The sequence below is a fragment of the Micromonospora sp. NPDC005206 genome (assembly GCF_040608175.1).
Lineage (GTDB): Bacteria > Actinomycetota > Actinomycetes > Mycobacteriales > Micromonosporaceae > Micromonospora.
In genome coordinates, this window is record NZ_JBEXHU010000003.1 from 384,578 (window position 1) to 411,238 (window position 26,661).

At 71.6% G+C, this 26,661-nt stretch carries 19 protein-coding genes; 7 read left to right on the forward strand and 12 right to left on the reverse strand.

Translation table 11 applies throughout. The features are described 5' to 3' along the window. The first annotated feature begins 81 nt into the window (after nucleotides 1-81). Nucleotides 82-1,386, forward strand: coding sequence for a dicarboxylate/amino acid:cation symporter (locus ABZU69_RS05930; RefSeq protein ID WP_354963321.1), 1,305 nt, complete (start codon nucleotides 82-84; stop codon nucleotides 1,384-1,386). 67 nt (nucleotides 1,387-1,453) lie between these two features. Continuing rightward, complete coding sequence (locus ABZU69_RS05935; protein ID WP_354963266.1) at nucleotides 1,454-2,521, forward strand: NADH:flavin oxidoreductase/NADH oxidase; 1,068 nt, start codon at nucleotides 1,454-1,456, stop codon at nucleotides 2,519-2,521. A gap of 45 nt (nucleotides 2,522-2,566) precedes the next feature. On the opposite strand, the gene ABZU69_RS05940 is transcribed toward ABZU69_RS05935, so the two are convergent. Beyond that, on the reverse strand, nucleotides 2,567-6,091 hold the full coding sequence (locus ABZU69_RS05940; protein WP_354963267.1) for an ABC transporter ATP-binding protein/permease: 3,525 nt from the start codon (nucleotides 6,089-6,091) through the stop codon (nucleotides 2,567-2,569). A gap of 1,101 nt (nucleotides 6,092-7,192) precedes the next feature. Here ABZU69_RS05940 and ABZU69_RS05945 point away from each other — a divergent pair. Next, a complete protein-coding gene (locus ABZU69_RS05945) occupies nucleotides 7,193-7,750 on the forward strand; it encodes a hypothetical protein (RefSeq protein WP_354963268.1) in 558 nt (185 codons plus the stop codon). A gap of 92 nt (nucleotides 7,751-7,842) precedes the next feature. Here ABZU69_RS05945 and ABZU69_RS05950 read toward each other — a convergent pair whose 3' ends face one another. Next, nucleotides 7,843-8,682, reverse strand: a complete 840-nt coding sequence (locus ABZU69_RS05950; RefSeq protein WP_354963269.1) for a GNAT family N-acetyltransferase — start codon at nucleotides 8,680-8,682, stop codon at nucleotides 7,843-7,845. A 56-nt stretch (nucleotides 8,683-8,738) separates the two neighbouring features. Next, complete coding sequence (locus tag ABZU69_RS05955) at nucleotides 8,739-9,962, reverse strand: MFS transporter (RefSeq protein WP_354963270.1); 1,224 nt, start codon at nucleotides 9,960-9,962, stop codon at nucleotides 8,739-8,741. 111 nt (nucleotides 9,963-10,073) lie between these two features. Between ABZU69_RS05955 and ABZU69_RS05960 the strand changes: the two genes are divergently transcribed. Then, a complete protein-coding gene (locus ABZU69_RS05960) occupies nucleotides 10,074-10,661 on the forward strand; it encodes a PadR family transcriptional regulator (RefSeq protein WP_354963271.1) in 588 nt (195 codons plus the stop codon). A 124-nt stretch (nucleotides 10,662-10,785) separates the two neighbouring features. Here ABZU69_RS05960 and ispG read toward each other — a convergent pair whose 3' ends face one another. The 6 genes from ispG to ABZU69_RS05990 form a co-directional block, all read right to left on the reverse strand. Beyond that, nucleotides 10,786-11,958 carry a flavodoxin-dependent (E)-4-hydroxy-3-methylbut-2-enyl-diphosphate synthase gene (gene ispG, locus ABZU69_RS05965; RefSeq protein WP_354963272.1) on the reverse strand — a complete coding sequence of 391 codons (1,173 nt, stop codon included), beginning with the start codon at nucleotides 11,956-11,958 and terminating at the stop codon, nucleotides 10,786-10,788. A gap of 8 nt (nucleotides 11,959-11,966) precedes the next feature. Next, on the reverse strand, nucleotides 11,967-13,217 hold the full coding sequence (locus tag ABZU69_RS05970) for a site-2 protease family protein (RefSeq protein WP_354963273.1): 1,251 nt from the start codon (nucleotides 13,215-13,217) through the stop codon (nucleotides 11,967-11,969). Then, the gene (gene dxr, locus ABZU69_RS05975) at nucleotides 13,217-14,428 is read right to left on the reverse strand and encodes a 1-deoxy-D-xylulose-5-phosphate reductoisomerase (RefSeq protein ID WP_354963274.1); all 1,212 of its coding nucleotides are present in this window, start codon (nucleotides 14,426-14,428) and stop codon (nucleotides 13,217-13,219) included. Before dxr ends, ABZU69_RS05970 begins: the two co-directional genes overlap by 1 nt. An 81-nt stretch (nucleotides 14,429-14,509) precedes the next feature. Continuing rightward, nucleotides 14,510-14,962, reverse strand: coding sequence for a hypothetical protein (locus ABZU69_RS05980; protein WP_354963275.1), 453 nt, complete (start codon nucleotides 14,960-14,962; stop codon nucleotides 14,510-14,512). Nucleotides 14,963-15,341: 379 nt separating this feature from the next. After that, nucleotides 15,342-19,031 carry a CARDB domain-containing protein gene (locus tag ABZU69_RS05985; protein WP_354963276.1) on the reverse strand — a complete coding sequence of 1,230 codons (3,690 nt, stop codon included), beginning with the start codon at nucleotides 19,029-19,031 and terminating at the stop codon, nucleotides 15,342-15,344. Between the two features lie 388 nt (nucleotides 19,032-19,419). Then, entirely contained in the window at nucleotides 19,420-19,971 is a 552-nt protein-coding gene (locus ABZU69_RS05990) for a GNAT family N-acetyltransferase (RefSeq protein WP_354963277.1), read from the reverse strand. A 51-nt stretch (nucleotides 19,972-20,022) separates the two neighbouring features. On the opposite strand from ABZU69_RS05990, the gene ABZU69_RS05995 reads away from it, so the two are divergent. Beyond that, the gene (locus tag ABZU69_RS05995; RefSeq protein ID WP_354963278.1) at nucleotides 20,023-20,874 is read left to right on the forward strand and encodes a YhjD/YihY/BrkB family envelope integrity protein; all 852 of its coding nucleotides are present in this window, start codon (nucleotides 20,023-20,025) and stop codon (nucleotides 20,872-20,874) included. Between the two features lie 104 nt (nucleotides 20,875-20,978). Beyond that, the gene (locus ABZU69_RS06000; protein ID WP_354963279.1) at nucleotides 20,979-22,574 is read left to right on the forward strand and encodes an NAD(P)/FAD-dependent oxidoreductase; all 1,596 of its coding nucleotides are present in this window, start codon (nucleotides 20,979-20,981) and stop codon (nucleotides 22,572-22,574) included. Here ABZU69_RS06000 and ABZU69_RS06005 read toward each other — a convergent pair. Further along, the gene (locus ABZU69_RS06005; RefSeq protein ID WP_354963322.1) at nucleotides 22,555-23,208 is read right to left on the reverse strand and encodes a TMEM175 family protein; all 654 of its coding nucleotides are present in this window, start codon (nucleotides 23,206-23,208) and stop codon (nucleotides 22,555-22,557) included. The two genes, ABZU69_RS06000 and ABZU69_RS06005, sit on opposite strands and share 20 nt — an antisense overlap. A gap of 197 nt (nucleotides 23,209-23,405) precedes the next feature. Further along, the gene (locus ABZU69_RS06010) at nucleotides 23,406-24,986 is read right to left on the reverse strand and encodes a Rieske 2Fe-2S domain-containing protein (RefSeq protein ID WP_354963280.1); all 1,581 of its coding nucleotides are present in this window, start codon (nucleotides 24,984-24,986) and stop codon (nucleotides 23,406-23,408) included. A gap of 200 nt (nucleotides 24,987-25,186) precedes the next feature. On the opposite strand from ABZU69_RS06010, the gene ABZU69_RS06015 reads away from it, so the two are divergent. Then, nucleotides 25,187-25,408, forward strand: a complete 222-nt coding sequence (locus ABZU69_RS06015; protein ID WP_354963281.1) for a DUF2631 domain-containing protein — start codon at nucleotides 25,187-25,189, stop codon at nucleotides 25,406-25,408. 83 nt (nucleotides 25,409-25,491) lie between these two features. On the opposite strand, the gene ABZU69_RS06020 is transcribed toward ABZU69_RS06015, so the two are convergent. Continuing rightward, the gene (locus tag ABZU69_RS06020) at nucleotides 25,492-26,652 is read right to left on the reverse strand and encodes a DivIVA domain-containing protein (RefSeq protein WP_354963282.1); all 1,161 of its coding nucleotides are present in this window, start codon (nucleotides 26,650-26,652) and stop codon (nucleotides 25,492-25,494) included. Nucleotides 26,653-26,661 lie beyond the last annotated feature (9 nt).

A 26,661-nucleotide genomic window follows, 5' to 3' on the forward strand; every position in this document is an offset into this window, starting at 1 on the left:
CGGCAGCTGTCCGGCGTAGCTGCGCTCCCACGCCTACCCCGTTCAGCCCAGACAATTGGATCAATCCTCATGCCCTTCGGCCTGCGCAAAATTCCCTTCTCCGTGCAGATCCTGCTCGGCCTCGTGCTCGGCGTGGCGCTCGGCTTCCTGGCCCGCACCAACGACCTGAGCTGGCTGACCAGCACCCTGCACACCGTCGGCAGCCTCTTCATCCAGCTGCTCAAGCTGGCCGTGCCGCCCCTGGTCTTCACCGCCATCGTGGTCAGCGTGGTCAGCCTGCGCGGCGTCGCCAACGCCGCCCGGCTCGCGCTGAAGACCCTGATGTGGTTCGGCATCACCGCACTGATCTCGGTCGCCATCGGCATCGGCCTCGGCCTGGTGACCAACCCGGGCAGGGGCGTCACCCTCGACCTGGGCGGCGCGGCGCCGCCGAAGAACACCGGCTCGTGGACGGACTTCCTCACCGGCATCGTGCCCACCAACCCGGTCGGGGCGTTCGTCGAGGGCAACGTGCTCCAGATCGTCTTCCTCGCCCTCGTGGTCGGGGCCGCGGCGCTGCTGGTGGGCGACGCCGCCGAGCCGTTCGTGGCGCTGAACCGCTCGCTGCTGGAGATCGTCCAGAAGGCGCTCTGGTGGGTCATCCGGCTCGCCCCGATCGGCACCCTCGGCCTGATCGGCAACGCCGTCGCCTCGTACGGCTGGGACCTGCTGGCCCCCCTCGCGAAGTTCACCACCGCCGTCTACGTCGGCTGCGCCATCGTGCTGTTCGTGGTCTACCCACTGGTGCTGATCTTCGCCGGCCGGCTCAACCCGCTGCGCTTCTTCGCCGGCGCGTGGCCGGCGATCGAGCTGGCCTTCGTGTCCCGCTCCTCGGTGGGCACCATGCCGGTGACCCAGCGCTCCGTCGAACGGCTCGGCGTGCCCCGCGAGTACGCCTCGTTCGCGGTGCCCTTCGGCGCCACCACGAAGATGGACGGCTGCGCCGCGATCTACCCGGCACTGGCCGCGATCTTCGTGGCGCAGGTGTTCGGCGTGCACCTCGGCATCACCGACTACCTGCTGATCGCCTTCGTCTCGGTGGTCGGCTCGGCGGCCACCGCCGGCCTGACCGGCGCGATCGTGATGCTCACCCTCACCCTGAGCACGCTGGGCCTGCCGTTGGCCGGCGCCGGCCTGCTGCTGGCCATCGACCCGATCCTGGACATGGTCCGCACCGCCACCAACGTGGCCGGGCAGGCGCTGGTGCCGACCGTGGTCGCCGCCCGCGAGGGCACCCTCGACCGGGCCGCGTACGAATCCGCCGGTCGGCGGGACCTGACCGATCCGGAGCCGGTCGCGGACAGCCGGCCCGACCGGCGGGACGAGCTCACCCCCGTCCCCGCCTGACCGGTTCGCATCGACGACGACGGGCCCCTCCCCGGGGGCCCGTCGTCGTTTCCGAGAGGATGACGAGATGAGCTCCCTGTTCACCCCACTGGCCCTGCGCGCGGTAACCCTGCCCAACCGGATCGCCATGGCGCCGATGTGCCAGTACACCGCCGGCCCGGACGGTCTGCCCACCGACTGGCACCTCATCCACCTCGGCAGCCGGGCGGTCGGCGGGGTCGGGCTCGTGCTGACCGAGGCGACCGCCGTACTGCCGGAGGGCCGGATCAGCCCGCAGGACACCGGGCTGTGGTCCGGCGCGCACGTGGACGCCTGGCGGCCGGTGACCGCGTTCGTCACCGATCACGGCGCGGTGCCCGCGGTCCAGCTCGCGCACGCCGGCTTCAAAGCCTCCACGCACCGGCCGTGGGCCCCGAGCCGCGGCGGCGTGCCGGACACCGAGGGCGGCTGGACGCCGGTCGGCCCCGGGTCCGAGCCGTTCGTCGCCGACTACCGGGTGCCGACCGCCCTCGACGTGGCCGGGATCGCGGGCGTGGTCGAGGCGTTCGCCACCGCCGCCGAACGCGCCCTGGCAGCCGGCTTCGCGGCCGTGGAGATCCACGCCGCGCACGGCTACCTGCTGCACGAGTTCCTCTCGCCGCTGACCAACCACCGCACCGACTCCTACGGCGGTGGCCGGGCCGCCCGGATGCGGCTCACCCTGGAGGTGGCCCGCGCGGCGCGCGCCGCGGTCGGCGAGAACGTCCCGGTCCTCACCCGGATCTCCGCCACCGACTGGGTCGAGGGTGGCTGGACGATCGAGGACAGCGTGGTGCTCGCCGGCGAGCTGGCAGGTGTCGGCGTGGACCTGGTCGACACCTCCTCCGCCGGTGTGAGCGTGGACCAGCGCATCCCCCTCGGTCCCGGCTACCAGGTGCCGCTGGCCGCCCGGATCCGCCGCGAGGCCGGCGTGCCGACCGGCGCGGTCGGTCTGATCGTCGAGCCGGAGCACGCCGAGCAGATCGTCGCCGGCGGCGAGGCCGACCTGGTGCTGCTCGGCCGGGAGTTGCTGCGCGACCCGTACTGGCCGCGCCGGGCCGCCGCGAAGCTCGGCGTGGCGTACACCGGGCCCGCCCAGTACGCCCGCGCCGCCTGATCCCCCGCCGGCCGGGCGGCTGCCGTGCCGGGCAGCCGCCCGCCGTCAGCCGGCCAGGTGCGACCAGTCGCCCTCCAGGTCCCGCCAGGAACCCTGGGCGGCCACCGTGCCGCCGAGCAGCACCACCACGTGGTCGGCGCGGACCAGCGCGGCGCGCTTGGCGGTCGAGCCGACCACGGTCACCCCGTGCGCGCGCAGCGCCTGCCACAGCGCCAGCTCGGTGGTGACGTCCAGTGCCGACGACACGTCGTCGGCGACCAGCAGCTCGGTACGCGGCGCCAGCGCTCGGGCCAGCGCCAGCCGCTGCAACTGGCCACCGGAGAGCCGGGTGCCCTTGTGCCCGATGAGCAGACCCAGCCCGCCACCCGCGGCGGCGAGGTCGTGGTCGAGCTGGGCGGTGCTGACCGCCCCGGCCGCGTCCACCTGGTGGCCGAGCGCGATGTTGTCGGCCACCGTGCCGGAGAGCACCCGGGGTAGCTGGCCGACGTAGCCGACCTGGTTGGGGCGCAGGAACAGCTCCGGCTCGGTGACCGGGTCGCCGTTCCAGGACAGCTCGCCGGTGTGGTGCACGATCCCGGCCAACGCCCGCAGCAGCGAGGACTTGCCCGAGCCGACCGGCCCGACGACCAGAACCAGCTGCCCGCGCTGCACGGTCAGGTCGACGTCCCGCACGGCGGCCGTACCGTCGGTGTGCACCACCCCGAAACCGCGCAGCTCCAGCCGGCGCAGCGGGTGCCGTGGCGGCGGCGTCGGCGCGGGCGCCGTTCCGGCGGCCAGGTCGACGGCGGACACCCCGGCTGAGTACGCGCCCACCCCGGTCATCGCCACCGTGCGCCGGGTCCAGACCCGCGCGGAGGGCAGCTGGGAGATCAACGACGCGGTGGTCCAGGCGAACCAGCGGGCCGCGCCGAGGGTGGAGACGGCCACCAGCACCGCTCCGGCGGAGAGCCCACCGGTCAGGTAGAGCGCCCACGCGCCGATCGGCAGCAGGCCACTGGCCACCGACGGCGTGGAACGCGACCACACCTGCACCGAGATCTCCCGCCGCTGCCGGTCACTGCGCAGCACGTCGAGATCGGCCAGGTGGCGCAGCACCGCCGCGGTCGCACCGGCGAGCTTCACCGTCCGCGCCGCGGAGAGCGCGGAGACCAACGCGGTGGCGAAGGCGGCCCGCGCCGCCACGGTGGCCCGGGCCGCGCGCTCGAGCTTCGGCCCGAACAGCGTCGCGGCCAACCCGGAGACGACCATCGTGCCGAGGAAGAACAGCGCCGGTACGACGCTGCCGGTCACCGCCGTCATGGCGACCACGAGGATCAGCGCGACGGCCTGGTCCAGCACGTTGTCGGCGAGCTGGACCACCCGCTCGGTGTCACCGCCCTGCGCCACCACCTCCGCCGGGGTGTGCGAGCTGACCCGGCGCGGCCCGGTCTGGCCGTGCACGAGGCGCAGGCCGATCCGCAACATCTGCCGTACCCACCACTGCGGGAACCAGACGTGGGTGTAGAACGGCAGCGGCAGGGTGACCAGCAGCCCGGCCACGATCCCCAGTGCCGGCAGGTACGGGTTGCCGGTCCCGTCGACCAGGTCGGCCCAGAGCCAGGGCAGCACCGGGCCGTCCAGCCCGAGCAGGGAGAGCCCGAGGAACAGCCCGATCGCGGCCAGCCCGTACCGGGGGTCGTTGGTGCAGAGTCGGACGATCTCCCGCAGGGTCCGGGCCGGCGGGACGGGCGGCAGTGGCGGCGGGTCGGCGCGTTTCGGCTCGACCGGCTCGACCCGCGTGGCCGGCTCGATCGGTTCGATCGTCGGGCCGCTCGGCCAGGCGCCGGCCGGGCCGGGGCCGACCAGCAGGTCGGTGCCGGCGCCGGTGCGACCGGCCGGCACCACCGCGGCGTACGCGGCGGCGTGGCTGGTCGCGAGCAGCTCGGCGAAGCGCGTCGACGTTTCCAGCGGGCCGGCCTCGACCACCGCGCCGTCGGCCAGCACCACCACCTCGTCGCAGCGGCGCACGGAGGAGAGCCGGTGCGCGATGACGATGCCGATCCGGTCGCGCAGCAGCCGTTCAGTGGCCCGCTGCACCCGTGCCTCGGTGACCGGGTCCAGCCGCGCGGTGGCCTCGTCGAGGATCACCACGTGCGGGTCGCGGACCAGGATCCGGGCGAACGCCACCAGCTGCTCCTGACCGGCGGAGAGCACGTGCCCGCCCTCCCCCAGCCGGGTCGCCAGCCCGTCCGGCAGTTCGGCGATCCAGCCGGCGAGGCCCAGCTCGTCCAGCGCTCGGGCCGCGGCGTCGAGCAGGTCCGGGTCGAAGAGCGCGACGTTCTCGGCGAGCGTGCCGGCCAGGATCTCGGTGCGCTGCGGCACCAGCGCCACCCAGCGGCGCAGCTGCTCGACGTCGAGGTCGCACAGGTCGGTGCCGCCGAGGAAGACCGTTCCCGGCGGCACGTCGACGGCCCTGGTGAGCACCTTCGCCAGTGTCGACTTGCCCGAGCCGGTCCGCCCGATCAGCGCGTACGAGCGGCCACGCGCGAAGGTGAGGCTGACCCCGCGCAACGCGGTCCCCCGGCCACTCTCCGGCCCGCTCACCTGGTACCCGAACGTCAGGTCGCGGATGCGCAGGTCACCGTCGGTCGGGCTGGCCCCGCCGAGGGGCTCCTGCCGGGCCTTCTGGAGCAGCTGCACCCGCGCCCACGCGCCGAGAGCCTCCTGGAGCTCCGGCACCATGCGGCTGACGTGCTCCGCGGTGGCTCCGAAGGCGAGGGCGAGCAGCCAGATCGCGGTAAGGCGGGCGGCGTCGATCCGGTCGGTGGCCAACGCCCAGGCCCCGCCGAGCACCACCACCCCGATGCCGCCCCGGATCGTCGCGGTGGCGGCCGTGGCCACCCGGGCGGACAACACCCAGACCAGGCGGCCCCGGGACAGCACGGCGGCGGCCCGTCGGGCGTACAGCCGCAGCACGTACGGCCGGGCCAGACTGGTGCGGACGTCGTCCTGGCCGTGCACCGCCTCCTCCATCACCGCGGCCAGGTCCGACCAGGCCTCCTCCTCCGCCATCCGGGCCGGACCGATCCGCGCCGTGGGCCGGCGCAGGCCGACGGCGAGCGCCACCGTGAGCAGGAGCATCGCGATCCCTGCCGGCCACCACACGGCCAGCGCGACGACCATCGACAGCAGGCCGACGCAGAGTCCCTGGGCGAGCCGGGTGCCCTGGTTGCGGACCGCCGACGCCACCTGGTAGACGTCCCCGTCGATGCGGTCGAGCAGCTCGCCCACCGGGGTGGTCTCCAGGGTGGGCAGGTCCTGCCCGAGCGCGACCCGGCAGAGCCGCCGCCGCACGTCGGCGGACCAGTCGGCGCTCAGACCGGCCATCAGCAGGCTGACCGCCAGATCGGTGAGCACCACGGCGACCAGCGCCGCCGCCAGTACCGTGAAGAAGCCGGCCGAGCGATGCACCAGCACCGCTCCGGCGAGCGCCGACGCGCCGGCCTGACCGGCGGCGCCGAGCACGATCAGGACGGCCACGATCGTCAGGCGACGTGGCGAGGTGCCCCACAGATCACGGAGCAGGCGCATCGGTGTCCTCCGGACGTGGGTGGCGGAGAACTCAGCGTGCCTGTTACGACCCTGTCCACTCAACCGATTTACCCGCTCTGAGCAGGGCTTCCGATCAGGTCTGGGCACCTGACCCGCGATGCTCGGGCAGCGCCGCCCGCACGCCCACGACGGCCGGTCGGGTTGACGGACCAGCCAGTCCACGGCAACCACCCGCCCCACGCCGAACAGCGCCTAAAAAGGGCGACGGGCGCATCCCGCTCGGCCGGCAGATCGCCATTGATCGCCGTTCGCCCCGATTCCCGCGCCAGGGTGCGGCGGAGCCCGGATCGCTCGCTGCTCCCGTTTGGTCCCTGTGGGTGGACGCGGCCGGGTGCGCCCTTCTCGGGGGCGGTCGGTGTTGTGAGCGATATACCTGTGAGGCATAAATATGCCTCTGAGGTATACCGCTCGTTGACCACCTCGCCCAAGGGTTCGCTTCATCCTCGTTCGCGGTGATCGTCTCGATGTCAGCGATGTCGGTGGTGCCGGCGATTTCGAGGACGTCGGCGATTTCGGGGATGTCGCGGTGTCCCGGGCGGCCGGATGGCCCGATATCGGTGATACCGAGTCGATCAACCCCAGCCGGTCGAGCTGAGCCCGCGACAGCCGGCAATCTCCGCGTCGAATGTCCGGTATCGGGTGACTCTGGCCTGTGACCGGGTGCACCCACGGGGTGGAATCGTGGCGGGCCGGGGGTCGTTACATATCCTGACGATCGCAGCACCACCGGTCCGGCACCCCGCCCCTCTGGGGTTGGGATGGCGGTCGGGCCCGGGTTGGAATGCCCGCGGGTAGCCGGTCGTTGCAGACCCCGCGAACGACCGCACCAGCACCCCCTCACCCGGGGCCGCTGGAACGGAGCCCCCGCTCACCGGGGTGCCGATGGATGGGCCACCCCCGGAATGCCGGCGGCCCGGCGGTCGTTACACACAGTCCCGGCGCCACGAGCCCCCGCCCGTAGGCCGCCGTTGAAGACTTTCCCCCCCGTGTTGTTGAAAGCGCCGGACGAGGTGCTCGCACCCTTGCGCCGTCCCCCTCGGGCGTGTGGGTGTCTACCCCCGTGAAGGAGCTGACCCCCTCATGAACACGATCATTCGTAAGAGCATGCTGTCTGTTGCTGGTCTCGCGTTCGCCGGTGGTGTCTTCGCCGGTCCGATCGCCGCGCACGCCGCCACCCCCGCCGATGGCAAGCCGGTCGCGGTCGCGGTGCAGACGGTTAAGCCGCAGGGCGCGCAGTCGCACATCAACCTGAACGACGAGCAGGTTGCGAACGTGAAGGCGATCATCGCGGCGACGAAGAAGGCCGGCCTGCCCGAGCGGGCCGCGGTCATCTCGATCGCCACGAGCCTGCAGGAGTCGAAGCTGGAGAACCTGGGCCACCTCGGCGACGCCAACGACCATGACTCGCTGGGCCTGTTCCAGCAGCGCCCGACCTCCGGTTGGGGCACCCCGGAGCAGATCACCAACCCCGAGTACTCCACCACCGCGTTCCTCAAGGGTTTGAAGCAGGTCGACGGGTGGCAGGACATGGCGTTGACCGACGCCGCGCAGACCGTGCAGGTCTCGGCCTACCCCGACGCCTACGCCCAGTGGGAACAGCAGGCCACCGACCTGGTCGCCCAGCACTGGAACAGCTGACCCACCGCACCACCGCACGACATCGACCGCTGGCCGGCACCCCACCCCGGGGTGCCGGCCAGCGGCATATCCGAAGGACCGCCGGCGGGCGGTCAGAAGAGGACCGTGGCGAGGGTGCCGACCGGCTGGAAACCGCAGCGCTCGTAGACCCGGCGAGCCGGCAGGTTGAAGTCGTTGACGTACAGGCTGACCGTCGGGGCGACCCGCAGCAGCGCGTCGCGCACCACGGTCGCCATCGCGGCGGTGGCGATCCCGCGGCCCCGCCACTCCGGCGCCACCCAGACGCCCTGGACCTGCGCGGTCCGCTTGGTCACCACGGCCAACTCGGCCTTGAACACGACCTTGCCATCGACGAAGCGGGCGTACGCCCGGCCGGCGCGCACCAGGTCGTTGACCCGCCGGCGGTAACTGCGCCCGGCGTCCTCGGCGAGTGGGGAGACGCCGACCTCCTCGGTGTACATGGCCACCGACGCTGGAAAGAGTCGGTCGACCTCACCGGAGCGGACCTGGCGTACCTCCGGGTCGACCGGTACGGCCGGTAGCGCGTCGGTGGCCAGCAGCGGCTGGTTGGGGCGGACGTCCCGGGCCGGACCCCAGGTGTCGGAGAGACGGTCCCACAGCCCGAGGACGGCGTCAGCGCGGCCGACGATGGAGGAGCAGAGCCGCTCCTCGCCCGCGAGCAGGTCGGCGAAGGCGGCCACCGCGGCGTCGGTGGCGAGCACCGGTGTGAGGTTGCCGCCGAGCCAGCAGAGCGATTCCAGGTTGCGCCGTGCGCCGTACCCCAGGATCCTGCCCTCGGCCCGCCACCAAGAGAGCCCGCGCGCGGCGATGCGTTCGGCGACCTGCGCGCCCGCGAACGGGTCGAGGTCGAGCAGTCGCTCGACCGCGCGGCGCTCCGATTCCCCCAGTTGCCGTACCGGCACCGTCAGCACGTGTCCAGCCTGCCAGATCCCACCCCCACCCCGCCGGCCGAGTGGCGAGGCCGGTCTCAGACGGTCACCGGCTCGTCCGCGGGGCTGGTCGACCTGGTCCGGCCGGCCCACCGGACGACCGGGGGCACCAGGGCACCGAGCAGGAGGAACAGCCCACCGAGCACCAGCCAGCCGGGCACACCCCAGCCGAGCGCGAGGGTGGTCACCACCACCGGTGCGAGCATCTTGCCCAGCTCGTAACCCATGCCGTACGCCCCCTGGTACTGCCCCTGCGCGTCGGGCGGCGCCAGCCCGAAGGAGATCCCCCACCCGGCGGCGGAGTGCCACAGTTCCCCGATCACGTGCACCAACGCCCCGCAGCCGAGCAGGCCGACGGCGCCGGCGGTGGGGAGCGCGCCGCTCGCGGCGAAGAGTACGCAGGCCAGCGCGATGGCCACCCCCGCCCGGCGGGCGGCGCGGGCGGCTCCCGGCAGGGTGACGGCGCTGCGCGCGGCGCGTACCTGAAGGAGCACCACCAGCACGGTGTTGACCAGCGTCAACGCGGAGATCATCCAGGCGGGTGCTGCGGTGTGCCCGGCGATCCACAGCGGCAGGGCGATGGTGAGCAGGCTGAAGTGCATGGACATCAGCCCGTCGAGCAGTGTGAAGGCGAGGAACGGGCGGTCCCGCAGGGCGATGAGCCGGGGGCCGTGCGTCGGGGCGGCGACCGGCGCGACGGTGGGCAGGCGGACGAAGACCGCCGCGGCGGCCAGCGACGCCACCGCCGCGGTGAGGATCAGCGCCACATACCCGGCGCGGGTGTCGGCGGCGATGGCGAAGCCGCCGAGGACTGCGCCGACGGAGATCCCGACGTTGGTGGTGGCCCGCAGGTAGGCGCGGGTGTGCACCCGCTGGTCGGCCGGGATCGCGCCGGCGATCAGCGCGCCCCGGGCACCGCGCTCGACCGCGTCGGCGAGCGCCGTGGCGGCGCCCACCACCAGGAAGGCGGGGAACGACCGGACCGCGATCAGGCCCGCGGTCAGGGTGCCGGCGGCGATCAGCCCGCCGACCTGTGCGCCGCGCGGGCCGAGGCGGTCGGCCAGGTATCCGCTCGGCGCGCTGGCCAGGACGCCGACCAGCGCCGAGATGGTCAGCCCGACGCCCACCTGGGTCGCCGACAGGCCGACCGATCGGGTGAGGAAGAGCGCGCTGGACACCAGCCACAGGCCCCGACCGACGGTCTTGACCAGGGTGCCGAGGGTGAGGACCCGGGCGGGACCGGGCGGGGGAAGCAGGCGCATGCCGGACAGCCTAGCAAGACGTACGTACGGTTTATTTAACTGGCCTTGTCGGCGATGCATTGCCGATATATCGTTGATGCATCAGCGACAGTACGCAGAGAGGGAGAACCCATGAGGTTCCATCGACAGCAGCACCACCTGCACGAGGCGAGGATGCGGGGCTTCGGCTTCCCGCCGATCCCGCCCGGTCCGCACGGACACGGACACGAGCACGGCGGTCCCTGGGGCGGCCGTGGTCGCGGTCGGGGCCGGGGCCGACGCCCCAACGTCCGGGGCGCCGTGCTGGCCCTGCTCACCGAACGGCCGATGCACGGCTACGAGATGATCCAGGAGATCGACTCCCGCACCGGCGGTGCCTGGCGTCCGAGCCCGGGCTCGATCTACCCCACCCTCCAACTGCTGGAGGACGAGGGTGTGATCGTCGCCAGCACGGAGGAGTCCAGCGGCGGGCGGAAGCGTTTCACGGTCACCGAGGCCGGTCAGGCCGAGGCCACCCAGGCCGCGCAGACGCCACCGTGGGCGGACGTCGCCCAGGGCACGGTGAGCAGTTGGCACGACATCCGCGACTCCGGCGCCCAGGCGATGAACGCACTGCGCCAGGTGATGATGAACGGCACCGACGACCAGCGGGAGCGGGCCGCCCAGGTGCTCGACGAGACCCGGCGCAAGCTGTACGCCATCCTCGCCGAATCGGAGTGACACAAGAGCAGTGCCACCCGCCCCGCACGGGCGGATCCGGCACCCGCCACTCACACAGAGCGGCCGTTCCCCGGAGGGAACGGCCGCTCTGTGTGAACAGGTCGCCGGCGCGCCGACGAACGGATCAGTGCACGGTGACGGTCGGGCCGGTGACCAGCCCGCGCAGCTCCTCGGGAAGCTCGGCGCCCATCTCGTCGGCGATCCGCAGCGCCTCCTCGATCAGCGTCTCCACGATCTGCGCCTCGGGCACCGTCTTGACGACCTTGCCCTTGACGAAGATCTGGCCCTTGCCGTTGCCGGAGGCGACGCCGAGGTCGGCCTCGCGAGCCTCGCCCGGGCCGTTGACGACGCAGCCCATGACGGCCACCCGCAGCGGCACCGGCAGCCCTTCCAGGCCGGCGGTGACCTCCTCGGCGAGCTTGTAGACGTCCACCTGGGCCCGGCCGCAGGACGGGCAGGAGACGATCTCCAGGCCGCGCTCGCGCAGCCCCAGCGACTCCAGGATCTGGTTGCCGACCTTGATCTCCTCGACCGGCGGGGCGGACAGCGACACCCGGATGGTGTCACCGATCCCCTCGGCGAGCAGGGCGCCGAAGGCGACCGCCGACTTGATCGTGCCCTGGAAGGCCGGGCCGGCCTCGGTGACGCCCAGGTGCAGCGGGTAGTCGCACTGCTCGGCCAGCTGCCGGTACGCCCGGATCATCACCACCGGGTCGTTGTGCTTGACCGAGATCTTGATGTCCCGGAAGCCGTGCTCCTCGAACAGCGAGCACTCCCAGAGCGCCGACTCGACCAGCGCCTCGGCGGTGGCCTTGCCGTACTTGGCGAGCAGCCGCTTGTCCAGCGAGCCGGCGTTGACGCCGATCCGGATCGGCGTGCCGGCGGCGGAGGCCGCCGCGGCGATCTCCTTGACCTTGTCGTCGAACTGGCGGATGTTGCCCGGGTTGACCCGGACCGCCGCGCAGCCCGCGTCGATCGCGGCGAAGACGTACCTGGGCTGGAAGTGGATGTCGGCGATCACCGGGATCTGCGACTTCTTGGCGATCGCCGGCAGCGCCTCGACGTCGTCCTGGGACGGCACGGCCACCCGGACGATCTGGCAACCCGACGCGGTCAGCTCGGCGATCTGCTGGAGGGTGGCGTTGACGTCGGAGGTGAGGGTGGTGGTCATCGACTGCACGGACACCGGCGCGCCGCCGCCGACCGGCACCGAGCCGACCATGATCTGGCGGCTGGCCCGGCGGGGAGCGAGCGACGGGGGCGGTACGGCGGGCATACCGAGACGGACAGCGGTCACTTCAGCACTCACCTTGGGAAGAGCGTGATCGGGTTGACGACGTCCGCGGTGATGGTCAGCAGCGTGAACACGCCACCGATCAGGATCACCACGTACGTGAAGGGCATCAGCTTGAGGTAGTCGACCCGTCCGGGGTCGGCACGGCCGATCTTCGCGTACAGCCAGGACCTGGCCCGTTCGAACCAGGCGATCGCGATGTGGCCGCCGTCCAGCGGGAGCAGCGGCAGCAGGTTGAACACGCCGATGAAGAAGTTCAACGAGATGAACAGCGTCACGAACAGCAGCCAGGCCTTGTTGGCGAACGCCTCGCCGCCGAGCCGGCTGGCGCCGACCACGCTGATCGGGGTGTCCACGTCACGTTCGCCGCCGGTGATGGCGGTCCACAGGGCGGGGACCTTCTGCGGCAGCCGCTGCAACGCCTGGACGGTGCCGACGGCCAACTCGCGGGTGAAGTCGCCGGTGGCGCCGAACGCCGCGACCGGCCCGTACGTCACCCGGGTCGGCGTGGTGGGTACGAGGCCGACGCCGAGTGCGGCGACCGGGGCGACGGTGCCCTTCGGGTCGTCGAGCGGCGGGCGCTGGGTCTGCGCGAGCACGGTGCTGGTCTTCGCCGGCTGCCCGTCGCGCACGTAGTCGATCTGGGCGGGGTCGCCGGGCTTCAGCCCACGCAGGGCGACCAGCAGTTCGCCGTAGTTGTTGATCGGCGTGCCGTTGATCGAGGTGATCCGGTCGCCGTCGCGCAGTTGGGCCTGGGCGGCGGGGCTGGCGACGTCGCCGGGGGCGCAGGCCCGGGGGGCGTTCTCCGGGACCACGCAGTCGGACAGCGCGATGACCGCCGGTTCCTGGCGGATCTGCGCCTCGGTGGTGGGGAAGTCGCGGTTGGGCAGGCCCAGCGAGACGGCGGCGATCCAGATCGCGATCAGTGCCAGCGCGAAGTGGGTGATCGAGCCCGCGGACATGACGATCGTCCGCTTCCAGACCGGGTAGCGCCACATCGCCCGCGGCTCGTCGGCCGGGTCGACGTCGTCGTCCTGCGCGGTCATCCCGACGATCTTGCAGAAGCCGCCGAGCGGAATGCCCTTGACGCCGTACTCCGTCTCACCCCGCCTGAACGACCAGAGGGTGGGGCCGAAACCGACGAAGTACTTGGTGACCTTCATCCCGAACGCCTTGGCGGTCAGCATGTGACCGGCCTCGTGCAGGCTGACCGAGACGAGGATGGCCAGGGCGAAGAGCGCCACCCCGAGCAGGTTTGCCATCAAGCTCCTTCCACCGAACCCGCGATGATCTCCTGCGCGTGAGCGCGCGCCCACGACTCCGCCGCGAGCACGTCCTCGACGGTACCTGGTTCGGTGAAGTCCGGAGCCTCGTCCAACACCCGTTCGAGCGTGTCGACGATGCCCAGGAACGGCAGCCGACCGGCCACGAACGCCTCCACGCACTCCTCGTTCGCCGCGTTGTAGATCGCCGGGCGGCACCGGCCGGCCTCCCCGGCGGCCTTGGCCAGCGCGACGGCCGGGAACGCGGCGTCGTCCAGCGGCGCGAACTCCCAGGTGTGCGAGGCGGTCCAGTCGACCGCCGTGGCGGCCCCCGGGACCCGGTCCGGCCAGCCGATGCCCAGCGCGATCGGAAGCCGCATGTCCGGTGGGCTGGCCTGCGCGATGGTCGAGCCGTCGGTGAACTCGACCATGGAGTGGATCACCGACTGCGGGTGCACCATCACCGTGATGTCGGCGTAGGGCACGTCGAACAGTTCGTGCGCCTCGATCACCTCGAGTGCCTTGTTGACCATCGTGGCCGAGTTGATCGTGACGACCGGCCCCATGTTCCAGGTCGGGTGGGCGAGCGCCTGATCGGGTGTGACCTCGGTCAACTCGTCGCGCCGCCGACCCCGGAACGGGCCGCCGCTGGCGGTGACGATCAGCCGGCGTACCTCACCGCGCGACCCGGAGCGCAGGCACTGGGCCAACGCCGAGTGCTCCGAGTCGACCGGGACGATCTGCCCCGGCCGCGTCACCGCGGCCTTGACCAGCGGGCCGCCGGCCACGAGCGACTCCTTGTTGGCCAGGGCGAGAGTACGACCACCGCGCAGCGCGGCCAGCGTAGGCGCGAGCCCGAGCGAGCCGACCACCCCGTTGAGCACGATGTCGCACGGCCACTGGGCCAGCTCGGTCATCGCGTCCGGGCCGGCCACGATCTTGGGAAGCCTGAAGTCGCCGGTGGCCCAGCCGCGCCGGCTCGCCTCGGCGTAGAACGCCAGCTGGAGGTCCTGCGCGGCGGAGGCCTTGGCCACCCCGACCGCGTCGACGCCCAGTTCGAGAGCCTGTGCGGCGAGCAACTGGACGTTGCCACCGCCCGCGCCCAGGGCGACCACCCGGAACCGGTCCGGGTTGCGCCGGACGATGTCGATGGCCTGTGTGCCGATCGAGCCGGTGGACCCGAGCAGGACGAGGTCGCGGGGGGAAGTCACCGGGCCATTCTTCCCCACCGCCGCTGTACGCCCGCTGGGAGCCTCAGCCTCGCCGCCCACCTACGGGTGTTCCGGCGGCGATCAGGCAGGGCTGACGCAGAAGACGACGTCGAGGTAGCCGGAGCGCTTCGCCCAGTTCGAGTAGTGGTAGTCGGCGAAGCCGGGTGCCTGGGCCTCGCCCAGCGCGTCGGCCTGCGCCTCGTTGGCGACGGCCTGCTCGATGCGGGCCAGGACCCGCCACGTCCCGGAACCGCACGGGGTGATCTCGTACACCACGCTGGCTGCGTCACCGACGTTGTGCACACACTGCCCAACCTGCACGAACTGCTCATCGCCATTGGCCCTGGCGGTGGGCGGAGCCGCCGAGGTCGGGCTGGCCTCGACGCTGGCCTCTGCCGACGGCGTGTCACGGGAACCGACCCACTCGATCACCTGGAACACCACGCCCACGATGCCTGCGAGTGCGGCGGCCGCCCCAAGCCAACGCAGCACGGCACGCAGCCGGCCTGAGGTGGAACCGGTTTCGTCATCCATGCTTACCTCCGACCTGTCGCTGCCCGTTCCAACCCGAGCCGGTCCGGCGCCGATTCGATGTCCACGATGGCACGGGTTCGGTGGCGGTTCTGCACGCCGTTGAGGGGTGGGGCGCACGCACGGACCCCGGCCCCGCCCTGTTGACGCTGGTCAGTAACCACGCGCGGCGGTCGTGACCCGTCTAGCCTCACCGACGCCGACGGGCGGCCGGTGTCTGATGTCCGACCGCTTGCTGCAACACACACGTGAGCGATGATCGACTCTGGATCACGGAAGTCGGGGTATCCCAGACACCCGGACACCCCGACATCGCCGAAACCGTGTTGATCAAGGAGCCGGCGGAACGACCGGGGGCCGCCGGAACGGCCCCCGGTCGGGACTAGCCGCCGTTGATGACGAACTGTGAGCCCGGCTGGATGACGATGTTGCCGTCGGCCGAGTTGGTGATGGTCACGTTGGTCAGGTTGGCGTTGCCGCGGGCACCGCTCATCGCGAGGATGCCGGCGCCGTTGTTGGACTTGTCGATCCGCACGTTGGTGATCGCGACGTTCGGCATGTTGCCGCCGCCGTTCTTGAACTGGATGCCGTCGTACGTGGAGTCGTAGATGTCGGTGTCCCGGATCGTGACCCCCGTGATGTCTCTCGTGGCGGGGAAGAGGGTGATGGCGCCGAACTCCTGGTCCTCGTTCCAGAAGACGCCACCGACCCGGTAGAGCCCGTTGTTGGCGATCAGCGTCGTCCCGGAGAAGGGCAGCGGGTCGTGGTCGGTCGCCAGCATGATGCCCGGGTAGTTCATGGTGTCGTAGATCAGGTTGTTCTCGATCGAGTTGTCGTAGCCGCCGTAGATGGCGATGCCGTTCGCCCGCCAGGGCAACTGGATGGTGTTGTTGACGAAGTGGTTGTCGTGGGCGATGTCCACGTTCCGGTCCTTGACGTACGGGTTGGCCCAGACCGCCAGTGCGTCGTCGCCGGTGGTGCGGAAGGACGAGTTGAACACCCGCGAGTTTCGGGTGCCGTTGCTGAAGTTGATGCCGTCGGCGTAGGTGTTGCGGATCCGCATGCCGCTGAACTGCAGCCCGTCGGCCGGCCCCCAGAGGTCGGGGATGTTGTCGTAGTCGCGACCCACCCAGACACCCACGTTGGCGTGCTCGATCCAGACGTTGCTGATCCTGGTGCCCGTCCCGAACCGGCCGTTCAGACCCACGCCACCCTCGGCGTTGCCGTCACCACCACGGATCCGGCCGGAGCCGAAGATGGCGATGTCGGAGATCTGGGTGTTCTTGTCGATGTCGAACCCGAAGTTGCCCTCGTGCGGGTGGTTGATGCCGCCCGCGTTCTGCGGCTCGGTCAGCGTGTAGAGCTGCGAGTGCCACATGCCGGCGCCCCGGATCGTGACGTTGCTGATGCCGACCTGGTTGTGCGTACCCCGGTTCAGCGGGTCGTCGGTCAGGATCTTCTGCTCCTGCCGCCACTGCCCGGCCGGGATCCAGACGCAGCCGATGACCCCGTTCTGGTCGTCGGTCACCGCCCGCTGGATGGCGGCGGTGTCGTCGAGCCCGTCGTTCGGGACCGCGCCGTACGACGTGATGGAGGTGCAGCCGGCCGGTTGGTCCGCCGGTGGCGCCACCTGCTCCAGGTCGATCATGTCGATGATGTAGAACGAGGCCGAGTCGCCGGAATCGCGTTGCAACTTGAACCGGGTGCCCGCCGGGTAGGACTGCGACAGCAGGGCGTTCGACTCGTCGAACAGGCGCCGCGCGTCGGCCTGCGGTGTGTTGGTCAGCGCCTCCGGCCCGTCGGTGTTGCCGTAGAGCCAGCTGTGCCGCGACGAGAGCGTCAGCTTCCGGGAGAAGACGTCGTTGATGTAGAGGCTGATCGTCGCCTCGATGCCGCCACCACCGGGCGCGTCCGGGATCGAGTTGCGCACCACGATCGCGTTGGCGGGGTTGGTCGAGGTGAACTGGACGAACTGGCCCGTGCTGTTCAGCCGTACCGACTTGCGGCCGGAGGACTCGGTCGCGAAGTTGGTGTGCCCGAAGGTGCGCAGCGGGTCGGCCTCCAGCAGCGTGCCCTGGTACTGGGCGGACTCGGCCTCGTAGGAGACGTACGGGACCGCCGCCCCGCGCCCGACCACGATCGACTGGGTGAACGCGTTGTTGGTCTCGTTGGTCTCGGCGACCGTGTTGGTCGCGTCGGCGGTGGCGGTGATGGTGGCGCCGCCACTGGTGGCGGTCCAGCTTCCGGCGACAGCCACGTTGACCGTCGCGCCGGCGGCGACCGAGGCGGTGTTGGTGTTGAGCGTGGTGCCGCCCACCGTCAGCCGGGTGACCGTGGTCGCGCCGGTCGCGGTGGTGCCGCGGTTGCGTACCGACACGGTGAACGTGACGGACGCGCCCACGGCCGGGTTCGGTGGGTTGGAGGCGATGCTGAGGACCTGCAGGTCGGGCCCCGGAGCCTGCACGACCACCAGCGGCGAGGGCGCGGTGTAGCTGTTGTTGCCGTTGTTCTGCTCGACGATCGTGTTCGTCGGGTCGACCACCGCCGAGACGCTGTAGCTGCCCATCGGCCGGGTGCCGGCGTTGAACGAGACCGTGGTCGAGCCGCCGGCGCTGAGCGCGCCCACCGCGGCGCTACCGACGACCGCGCCGGCCAGGCTGAAGTTGACCGTGGTGGCTCCGGCCGCCGCCGACCCCACGTTCTGGACCACGGCCGAGAGGGTGACCGCGGTGGCCTCGCTCGGCGACGCCGGCGACCAGGTGGTCGAGCTGATGACCAGGTCGGGGTTGGGTGCCGGCGTACCGCACACCTCAAGCTCGGCCACCTGACCCGAGGGTGCCCTGCTGTTGGCCGTGAACCGCAGCTGCACGTCGGCGGTGGTCGCGGTGACCGGGATGCGCACCACGTTGTTGCCCTGGACGAACTGGTAGCTCGCCGCCGACACCAGGTTGGTGTACGTGGACGAGGCCTGGTCGCGGCCGAGGACCTGGATGGTCTGCGTACGGGTGCCCCAGGCCGGGTCCGGGTTCAGCTTGACGGTGACGGCCGAGATGGAGTGGATGGCGCCCAGCGCCACGGTGAGGTTCTGCGGGTAGCTCGCCGCGCCCTCCCAGTACGTCGCGAGCTGCCCGTCGTTCGCCTTCTCCGGGGTGAAGGTGAAGGTGGAGCCACTCGCGGTCATGGTCTTGCCCTGCGCCACGTTCGTGCAGGCGGGAGGCTGCGTGCCGGTCCGGGTGGTGGTGTTGCTGTTGCCGGACAGGTTGCCCGCGCCGTCGCGGGCACGCACGTAGTAGGACACCGTCGCCGTCGACGGCTGGGTGTCCTGGTACGTGAGGACGGTGCCCAGCGTCGCGATCAGGCTGCCGCCGCGGTAGACGTTGTAGCCGGCCAGACCGCTGCCACCGGAGTCGGTGGAGGCACCCCAGTTGAGGGTGATCGTGCTGCCCGACGTGCTGTGCGACAGCGTCCCGGGGACGCTCGGCGCGGTCGTGTCCGAACCGCCGCCGCCGCTGCCGTACACCTCCAGCTCTGACAGCTGCCCGGCCGGCCAGCCGCTGTTGCCGGTGATGGTGATCCGCACGTAGCGGGTGGCGGTCTGGCTGAAGTTGATCGTGACGGTGCTGCCGCTCGCCGGGTTGAAGGTGTAGGTCTGCGACGCGACCAGGTCGGTGAACGCCGAACCGTTGGCACTGCCCTGCACGCTCAGAGTCTGCGTACGGGTCGCCCACCCGGAGGTCGGCAGCTTCAGCACGACCTGGTTGACGGCCTGCGACGAGCCCAGATCGACCTGCACCCACTCGGGGAACGAGTTGTTGACGCTCTCCCAGTAGCTGCCCGCGTTGCCGTCGACGACCCTGGACGAGTCGTAGACGTCGGCGTGGCCACTCTCCTGGGTCGGTCGCCCCTGGGCGAGGTTGGTGGCCGCCGGGGCGAAGGCGGTGCCCGTCGCGGCTGTCGTGTCGGCTGGGCGGGCGGCGCCAGCCGGGTGCGCGACGGCCGCCGACCCGACGGTGGCGATCACCGTGGCCGCGGCTGTCGCCGCCACCATCCTGAACAGATTCGTTCGTCTCATCACTGTCCTGTCGTTGGGGGACGGCGCCGCGGCGGGCTGACCGCGGCGTGGGGCGTGACTCGGCGCGTCATCGGCCGGGCGCGCGGGGGCGCGTCGGCTGGTGTGGGGAGGTGGCGGCGGGTTCGGGGGAGAAATAGCCGCCTAGACGGCCCGCCAGATTTTTCGACCTCATGCAAAGAATCAGGCACGTCTTTGTCGAGATTTTGCATGACGTTGACCAGATGTTACTGACGTGCTACGAGGGCGTCAACACTTCGACCACGGTGACTATCGACGACCGTCGGTTCCCTCGCTCGGACGAAGCCGCGGCCCCCGAGCGCGTCGCGTCCATGAAAGGAAGGGCCCCTTATTAACGCCAGGCGTTAATAAGGGGCCCTTCCTTTCACCCTCAGCCGGTCGGGGCGGTCAGGACGAACGTCTCCAGCTCCTCACCGCCGTACCAGTCGGTGCTCCGGCCCACGTGGGCCATCCCGAGTCGCCGGCAGACCGCCATCGACGGATCGTTGCCCGGCGAGACCACCGCGTGGATCTTCGGCGTCCCGGCCGCGAACTCCCGCGACATGACCGCACGGGCCGCCTCCGTGGCGTAGCCGTGGCCCACCGAGTCCGGGTGCAGATGCCAGCCCACCTCGATGTCCCCGGTAAGCATTTCCTCGTCCTGTCCTGGCAGGGGCTTTAGCACCACCGTCCCCGCCACCAGCCCGGTGTCCCGCACCTCGATCGCCCAGGTGCCGTACCGGCCGTGGTCGTCCGCGTGCCGATCCCGCCAGATCTGCAGCCGTTCAGCGGCCTGCCCCGGGTCGGTCATCGGCAACCCCGGAGACACCGCCAGCCAACGAGTGATCTCGGAGCGGGAGTAGATGTCGTAGATGCGGGCCAGGTCGGCCGGGTCCGCGGTCCAGTCACGCAGGATCAGGCGTTCGGTGGTGAGAACGGTCATGGCGGGCGATCTTAATGAGTGGCCGGGCCGACGACGGGGAAAGAGATCGCGGTGGGCAGCGGATGGCAGCGGACGAAGCGGATCGTCAACGCCGCGTTCCGCCCTGTGCGCGGACGGGACCTGTCACTGCACGCCGCCGCGATCACGTTCTACGGCGCGATCGCCGTGGTGCCGGTGGCGCTGCTGGCGATCTGGCTCACCACGCTCGTCGCCGGGGCCGACCGTGTACGCCGGCTCACCTCGTACGCCGTGGAGGCGCTTCCCACCGCGATCGGGGCGCCCCGGGCGGTGGCCGCGCTGGTCAACGCCGGGGCGGAGTTGACCCCGGTGCTCGCACTGGCCTCGCTGCTGCCCGCGTCGCTGTACGGCGAGGGCCTGCGCCGGGCGTTCGTGTCGGTGGCCGCGCCCCGCACCGACGAGCACCTGGTCGGCTGGCGCGGCCGGCTGCTGCTGCTGCCACTGCTCGCGCCGGCCCCCGCGCTGCTGCTGTCGATCCTGCTGGCGCTGCCGCTCACCACCGGGCTGGTCCGGCGGGGCGGCTGGATCGGGGCGCTGGGCGTGGTGCTGTCGTTCCTGGCGGTCTGGCTGGTGCTCACCCCGGTGCTGATATGGGTGTTCCGGGTGGTCGGGCCGGCGTCGCCGGACTGGCTCTCCACGCTCGGAATGGGATCGTTCACCGCGGCGAACCTCTCCGGCTTCATGCACGGCTTCGTGCTCTTCGCCTCGCTGCCGCTGGACCTGGGCGTGCCGTTCGGCGGCTTCGACGAGATCGGCGCGGGCGTCGCCGTCCTCCTCTGGCTCTACCTGTTCCACGTGATCGTCCTGGCCGGCTACTCGGCCACGCTGGCCCTCTCCCACTGGCGTGCCCAGCGCGCCCCCACCGACCCGACCACCCCGGGTTGACCAAGAGGTTTGCGTCACCAGACGCCGTCCCGATGACGCAAACCTCTTGATCAACCCTCGGAAGGGGTGGAGGGGGATGGGGGTGAGGGCTAGGCTGCCGCGGCATGAGCAGCGAACTTCCCGGCCGCACCGACGTCGTGATCGTCGGCGCGGGGCACAACGGTCTGGTCTCCGCCATCCTGCTGGCCCGCGCCGGCCTGGACGTCCTGGTGCTGGAGGCCGCCGACGTGATAGGCGGCGCGACCCGCACCGAGAACCCGTTCCCGAAGGTGCCGGGGCTGCGCCACTCCACCGGTTCGTACCTGCTCGGGCTGATGCCGCCGGAGCTGCTCGCCACGCTCGACGTGCGGATCCCGGTGCTGCGCCGTGACCCGCACTACTTCCTGCCCACGCCGGGCGGTCTCGGCTCGCCGTACCTGCTCTTCGGCAGTGACACCGCGGCCACCCGGGCACAGCTCGCCGAGTTCTTCTCCCCCGCCGACGTGGCCGCCGACGACGCCATGCAGGCCGAGCTGGCCGCGCTGCGCGAGGATCTCGCCCCGGCCTGGCTCGCCGAGCCGCTGACCGCCGAGGAGACCGCCGACCGGCACGTCCGCCCGGCGCTGCGACAGACGTTCGTCGACCTGGTCCGGGGCTCGGTCGCGGACTACCTCGCCCGGTTCGAGTTCCGCTCCGAGCTGCTGGTCAGCATGTACGCGGTCACCGACGGGCTCTCCGGGCTCAACGCCGGCCCGGACGACCCGGGGACGGGCCACAACTTCCTCGTTCACAACATGTGCAGACTTCCCGGCTCCGGCGGCACCTGGATGATCGCGGAGGGCGGGATGGGCACCGTGTCGCGCACCTTCGCCGACGCCGCCCGCGCCGCCGGCGCGACCATCCTGGCGGGTACGCCGGTGACCGCGGTGACCCTGGACGGCGGCGCGGCGAGTGGCGTCATGCTCGCCGACGGCCGGCAAGTCGCCGCCCGGGTGGTGCTCGGCGCGTGTGACCCGTACCGGCTGATGGACCTGCTGCCCGACGGCGCGCTGCCGGCGCCGCTCGGCGAGCGGATGGCGGCGGTCCGCCGCCCCGGCACCACCCTCAAGCTCAACCTGGCGCTCACCGGGCTGCCGCACTTCTCCTGCCTGCCGACCGGCACGCCGAGCCCGTTCGGCTCGACCATCCACCTGCTGCCCGGCTCGGCGTCGCTGGTCGGTGGCGACGCCACCTCGCCGATGGCCGCGCTGCGCGCGATGTGGGCGGACGTGCAGGCCGGGCGGCTGCCGACGGAGCCGACCATCGAGTGGTACCTGCACACCACCGTCGACCCGTCGCTCTCCGACGCCGCAGGGCACCACTCCTCGGCGCTCTTCGTCCAGTCGGTCCCCTACGAGCTGAGCGGCACCACCTGGGACGCGGAGCTGCCCGGCTACGTCGACCGGCTGATCGGGATCGTCGAGCGGTACGCCCCCGGCACCGCCGACCTGATCGCCGACGCGGTGCCGCTACCCCCGCCGGGCATCGAGGCCCACTTCGGCATCACCGGCGGGCACATCCACCATGTCGACAACACCGTCTCGTTCGCCGACCGGATGCCCTACGCCACCGGTGTCGACGGCGTGTACGCCGGCAGCGCCGGCTGCCACCCGGCCGGCAGCGTGATCGGCGCCGCCGGTCACAACGCCGCCCAGCGGATCCTCAGCGACCTCGGCCGCTGACCCCGTCGCCGACCTCGGCGGCGAAGCGGGGCAGGTCGCCGGGGCGGCGAATGAGGGAGAGGCCGACGAGCAGCAGGTAGAGGACCAGGCTGAGGATCGGGTCGACGAAGACGAAGGCGAAGGCGGTCAGGTAGAGCAGCGGACGCACCAGCAGTCGCCGGGAAACCGCCCGGGCCAGCTCGGGGTCCAGGTCGGGGTGCAGCAGTTCGCGCCGGCGGGCCCACCACCAGCTCAGGTTGAAGAAGAGCGACTCGCCGAGCACGGTGCCGAGGTAGAGAGCGCCGGTCAGTCGCTGCTCGGTCGCGCTCCCGCGCAGGTTGTCCGACAGCAGGTCGGCGGTGAACGGGATCGCGGCCACGAAGAGCAGCACGAGCAGGTTGAACACCACCAGCGGCTGGTCGACCCGGACCACGTACCGCCACATGTTGTGATGGCCGAGCCAGATCTGGCCGGCGATCCCGAAGGTGATCACGTAGGCCAGGTAGGACGGCCAGGCGTGGGCGAGCGCGTCCGGAAGCTCCCGCCCGCTCTCCCGGGCGGGGCCGTTCTGGAGCAGCTCGACGGCCATCACCGTCAGCACGACCCCGAAGACCCCGTCGCTGAACGTCTCCACCCGCGCCGCGTCCCGGGCCATCTCCCGGCCGCGCCCGTACCGGTACGCACCCTTCTGCGCGTCCGCCCCCGCCACGCCCCGCCCCGCTCTCGATGGGTCCGGTTGGTTCCGGACCGCGGCTTTCGCCGCTCTCCACTGCATCGTGGCGCATCGAGGGGCCGCGCGGACGCGGATCGGGCGTGCGGCCGGGCACCCACCTCGGGTGCCCGGCCGGCTCGTCAGCTCAGCGCCTCGCCCGCCGGGGCCGGGGTCTCCGCGTCGACGCGGTGGGCGCGGACCTTGTGGCCGACGCTCGTCAGGCAACGGCCGCTGGGCAGGTCGAACCGCCAGCCGTGCAGCTGGCAGGTGAGCTGGTCGCCCTCGACGATGCCGAACCGGGTCAGGTCGGCCTTCAGGTGCGGGCAGCGCCGCTGCACCACCCAGTCGCCCAGGGTGATGTCCTCCGCGTCGGTGGTCCGCTCGTGCTCGTCGTACCAGCCCTCGGCGTACTGGAGCCGCTCCTCGGAGAGGCACTTGAAGAACGCGTATACGAACTCGTTGTACTGGCCGATCCGGGCCGCCGAGAACCGGCAGGAGAGGAAGAGCGAGTTGACCCAGTCCACCTCGTCGATGAAGAGCAGGTGCTCGATCAGCGCCCGCTCGGTACGGAACCGGTAGCGGACCTTCTCGTCGGCGTACGGCCGGACCTCCTTGCCCGGGAAGTCCACGACGATCGACTCGACGCTCTCACCGTCGTAGCCCACCAGGTCGAAGCGGACCGGCCCGCCGACGCCCTTGGCCAGGTAGATCGACTCGTCGAGCAGCGGCTCGATGCGGCTCTTCATCCCCGCCAGCACGTCCACCTCGGGGTGCCGCCAGGACGCCTTCTCCGCCTCGATGACGGGCCGCTTGCGCTCCCGCATCTCCTCCAGGTGGGCGACCTTGTTCGCGAAGAACTCGTCGACCGGCACCGGGTGGGTGGTCGTGGCGCCCTCGGTGGTGACCTCGGCGACGCTGCCCGGCAGCAGCACGATCCCGTTGGTGCCGCCGACCTTGGCGTACTCCGCCATGAAGACGGACTGGTCGGGGAAGATGTTGCCCTCGTCGCCGTGGATGTCGTTGAACTGCCACAGCGCGTCGTCGAGGAAGCACGGCGGGCCGGCGATCGGGAAGACGTGCGACGCCTTCAGATCATCGATGTAGCGCCACGTACGGTCGAACTGCCGGTCGCGCTTCTGCTTGCCGAACGCGGTCTTCGCCGCCTGCGGCAACTCGTAGACCATCGGGTACCAGATCGCGCCGGAGAACTGGAGCAGGTGCGCGTGCACGTGCCCCAGCTCGGCGAAAATGCTCAGGTCGGTGGGGCGGGCGTCGTTCTGGTTGAGCAACCGCACCCCGTCGTACTCCACCCAGAGCGAGGAGTCGCCAATCGGGCCGTCGGTGGGGCTGGTCAACGCCTGAATCATGATCTTCAGCCCGCCGTCCAGCTCGACGACCTGCTCGTTCGGCGCCTTGAGGAACTTCGTGAAGCCCAGCGCCCGCAGCTCGTCCTCCATCTCGGAGGTGGGGAACTCGGGCAGCAGCACGGTCGCCTGCTTCGACACGTACCGCTTCAGGTGCGCCGCGTCGAAGTGGTCCCGGTGCAGGTGGGAGACGTACAGGTAGTCGACCTGGCCCAGGGTCTCCCAGTCGAGCAGGGAATTGTCCGGAAATGGAAACCAGGACGCGAAGTAGGCCGGGTTGACCCACGGGTCGCACAGGATGCTGCCCGCGGCCGTGTCGATCCGCATGCTGGCGTGCCCGGTTCCGGTCACTCGCACCGCACAGTCCCCCTCAAACAGACAATCAGGTGTACGCCAAACGCTACCGGAGGGAGTCTGACCGCCGCCTCGCGACGCCGGTAGTGCCGTCCGGCCCGGACGGGGAGGGGGCCCGATGACCGGGAAACCCCCACCGCGCCGCCCCGGGCAGGAGGCGTGCCAGACTAACCGGAGATCCGATCGCGAGGGAAGGACCGACAGTGGCAGGAAGCGAGCCGGTAACGTCGCCAGACCAGCACAAGCCCGGGCACCGGAAGGCCGGGCGGATCGGCGCGGTCCTCACCGCGCTGGCGCTGCTGGCGATGATCTGCGGCAACCACGAAGGCAAGGTCGAGGACATCTGGCTGGTCGGCCTGGCCGTGCTGCTGCTGGTCATCGTGATCGGCGACGCCGTGCTGCGGCGCAACGGTCTGCGCTCCTGACCGACCGCCTGCCGGACGACCGGCCGACGTACGTCGAGGGCCCGCCCCCACCCGGGGACGGGCCCTCGTCCGTACGCGTCGGGTCAGCGCCCGAAGAGGATGTCCTGCACGTCCTTGAGCGCGGCGTCGACCTCGGCCTCGAAGTAGCCGCCGGGCACCAGACCGAACCGGAGCGTGTCCAGGTCCTTCGGGTTGACCGGCATCGGGTTGCGGCCCTGCATGCCGCCGAGCAGGGTGTCGAAGAACCGGTCGACCTGGTCCGGGTCGTATCCGCTGCCGAACCGGCGCACCTGGAAGCGACGCCGGATCTGGTCGACGCGGTACAGGTCGCTGCCGGGCGGGCCGGCCATCGGCGGACCGCCCATCGGCGGGCCGGGCACGGCGGGCGGACCGGCCATCGGCGGGCCACCGATGCCCTGCTGCGGCATCGGGGGCGGGCCGGCCGGGCCACGGCGCATGTCGCGCAGGTCCCGCTCGGGCATCCGGATCTCGGCGGTCATGTCCGCACGGCCGTGCCGACCGGCCTCGAAGCCGTCGAAGCGCGGCTCCTCGGGCGGGTAGCCACCGGGCGCACGTTGGTCGTCGTACCCGCCGGGCGAACGCTGGTCGTCGGGGCCGTACCCGCCGGGCATCCGCTGGTCGTCGGGGCCGTAGCCACCGGGCATCCGCTGATCGTCCTGGCCGTAGCCACCCGGACCGGCGGGTAGGCCGCGCGGCGGGAGACCGTGCCCGCCCATCGGGCCACCCGGACCCATCGGGCCGGGACCGGCCGGGCCGCCCGGGCCACGCGGCGCGTCGTAACCGCCGCGGGGGGCGTCGTACCCACCAGCGAAGGCGCCGGTCGGCTCGTCGTACCGGCCGTAGCGGTCGGGCGGGCCGGCCTGCGCCGGCATCGGCCGAGGCGGCATCGGCTGCGGGACCATGCCCCGGTCGTCGCGCATCGGCGGGCCCAGCCGGTCCGGTGGACCCATCCGGGGGTCGCCGCCACGCCCGGCGGCACCGCGCTCCTCAAGCTCGGCCAGCTGCCGCTCGACCCGGTCCAGGTGCAGGTCGACCTGCCACTCGTCGTAGCCGTTGAACCGGACCCGGAAGACGACGTCGTGGACCTCCTGGGAGGCCACCGGCGCACCGACCTGCCGGCCGTCGAGCGTCGCCTCGACCCGGTCGAGGAAGGCATCCACCTCGTCGACCTTGTATCCCCGGCGGAGCGCCTTGCGCCGGAAACGCTGACCCTGACTCGCCACTATGTCTCC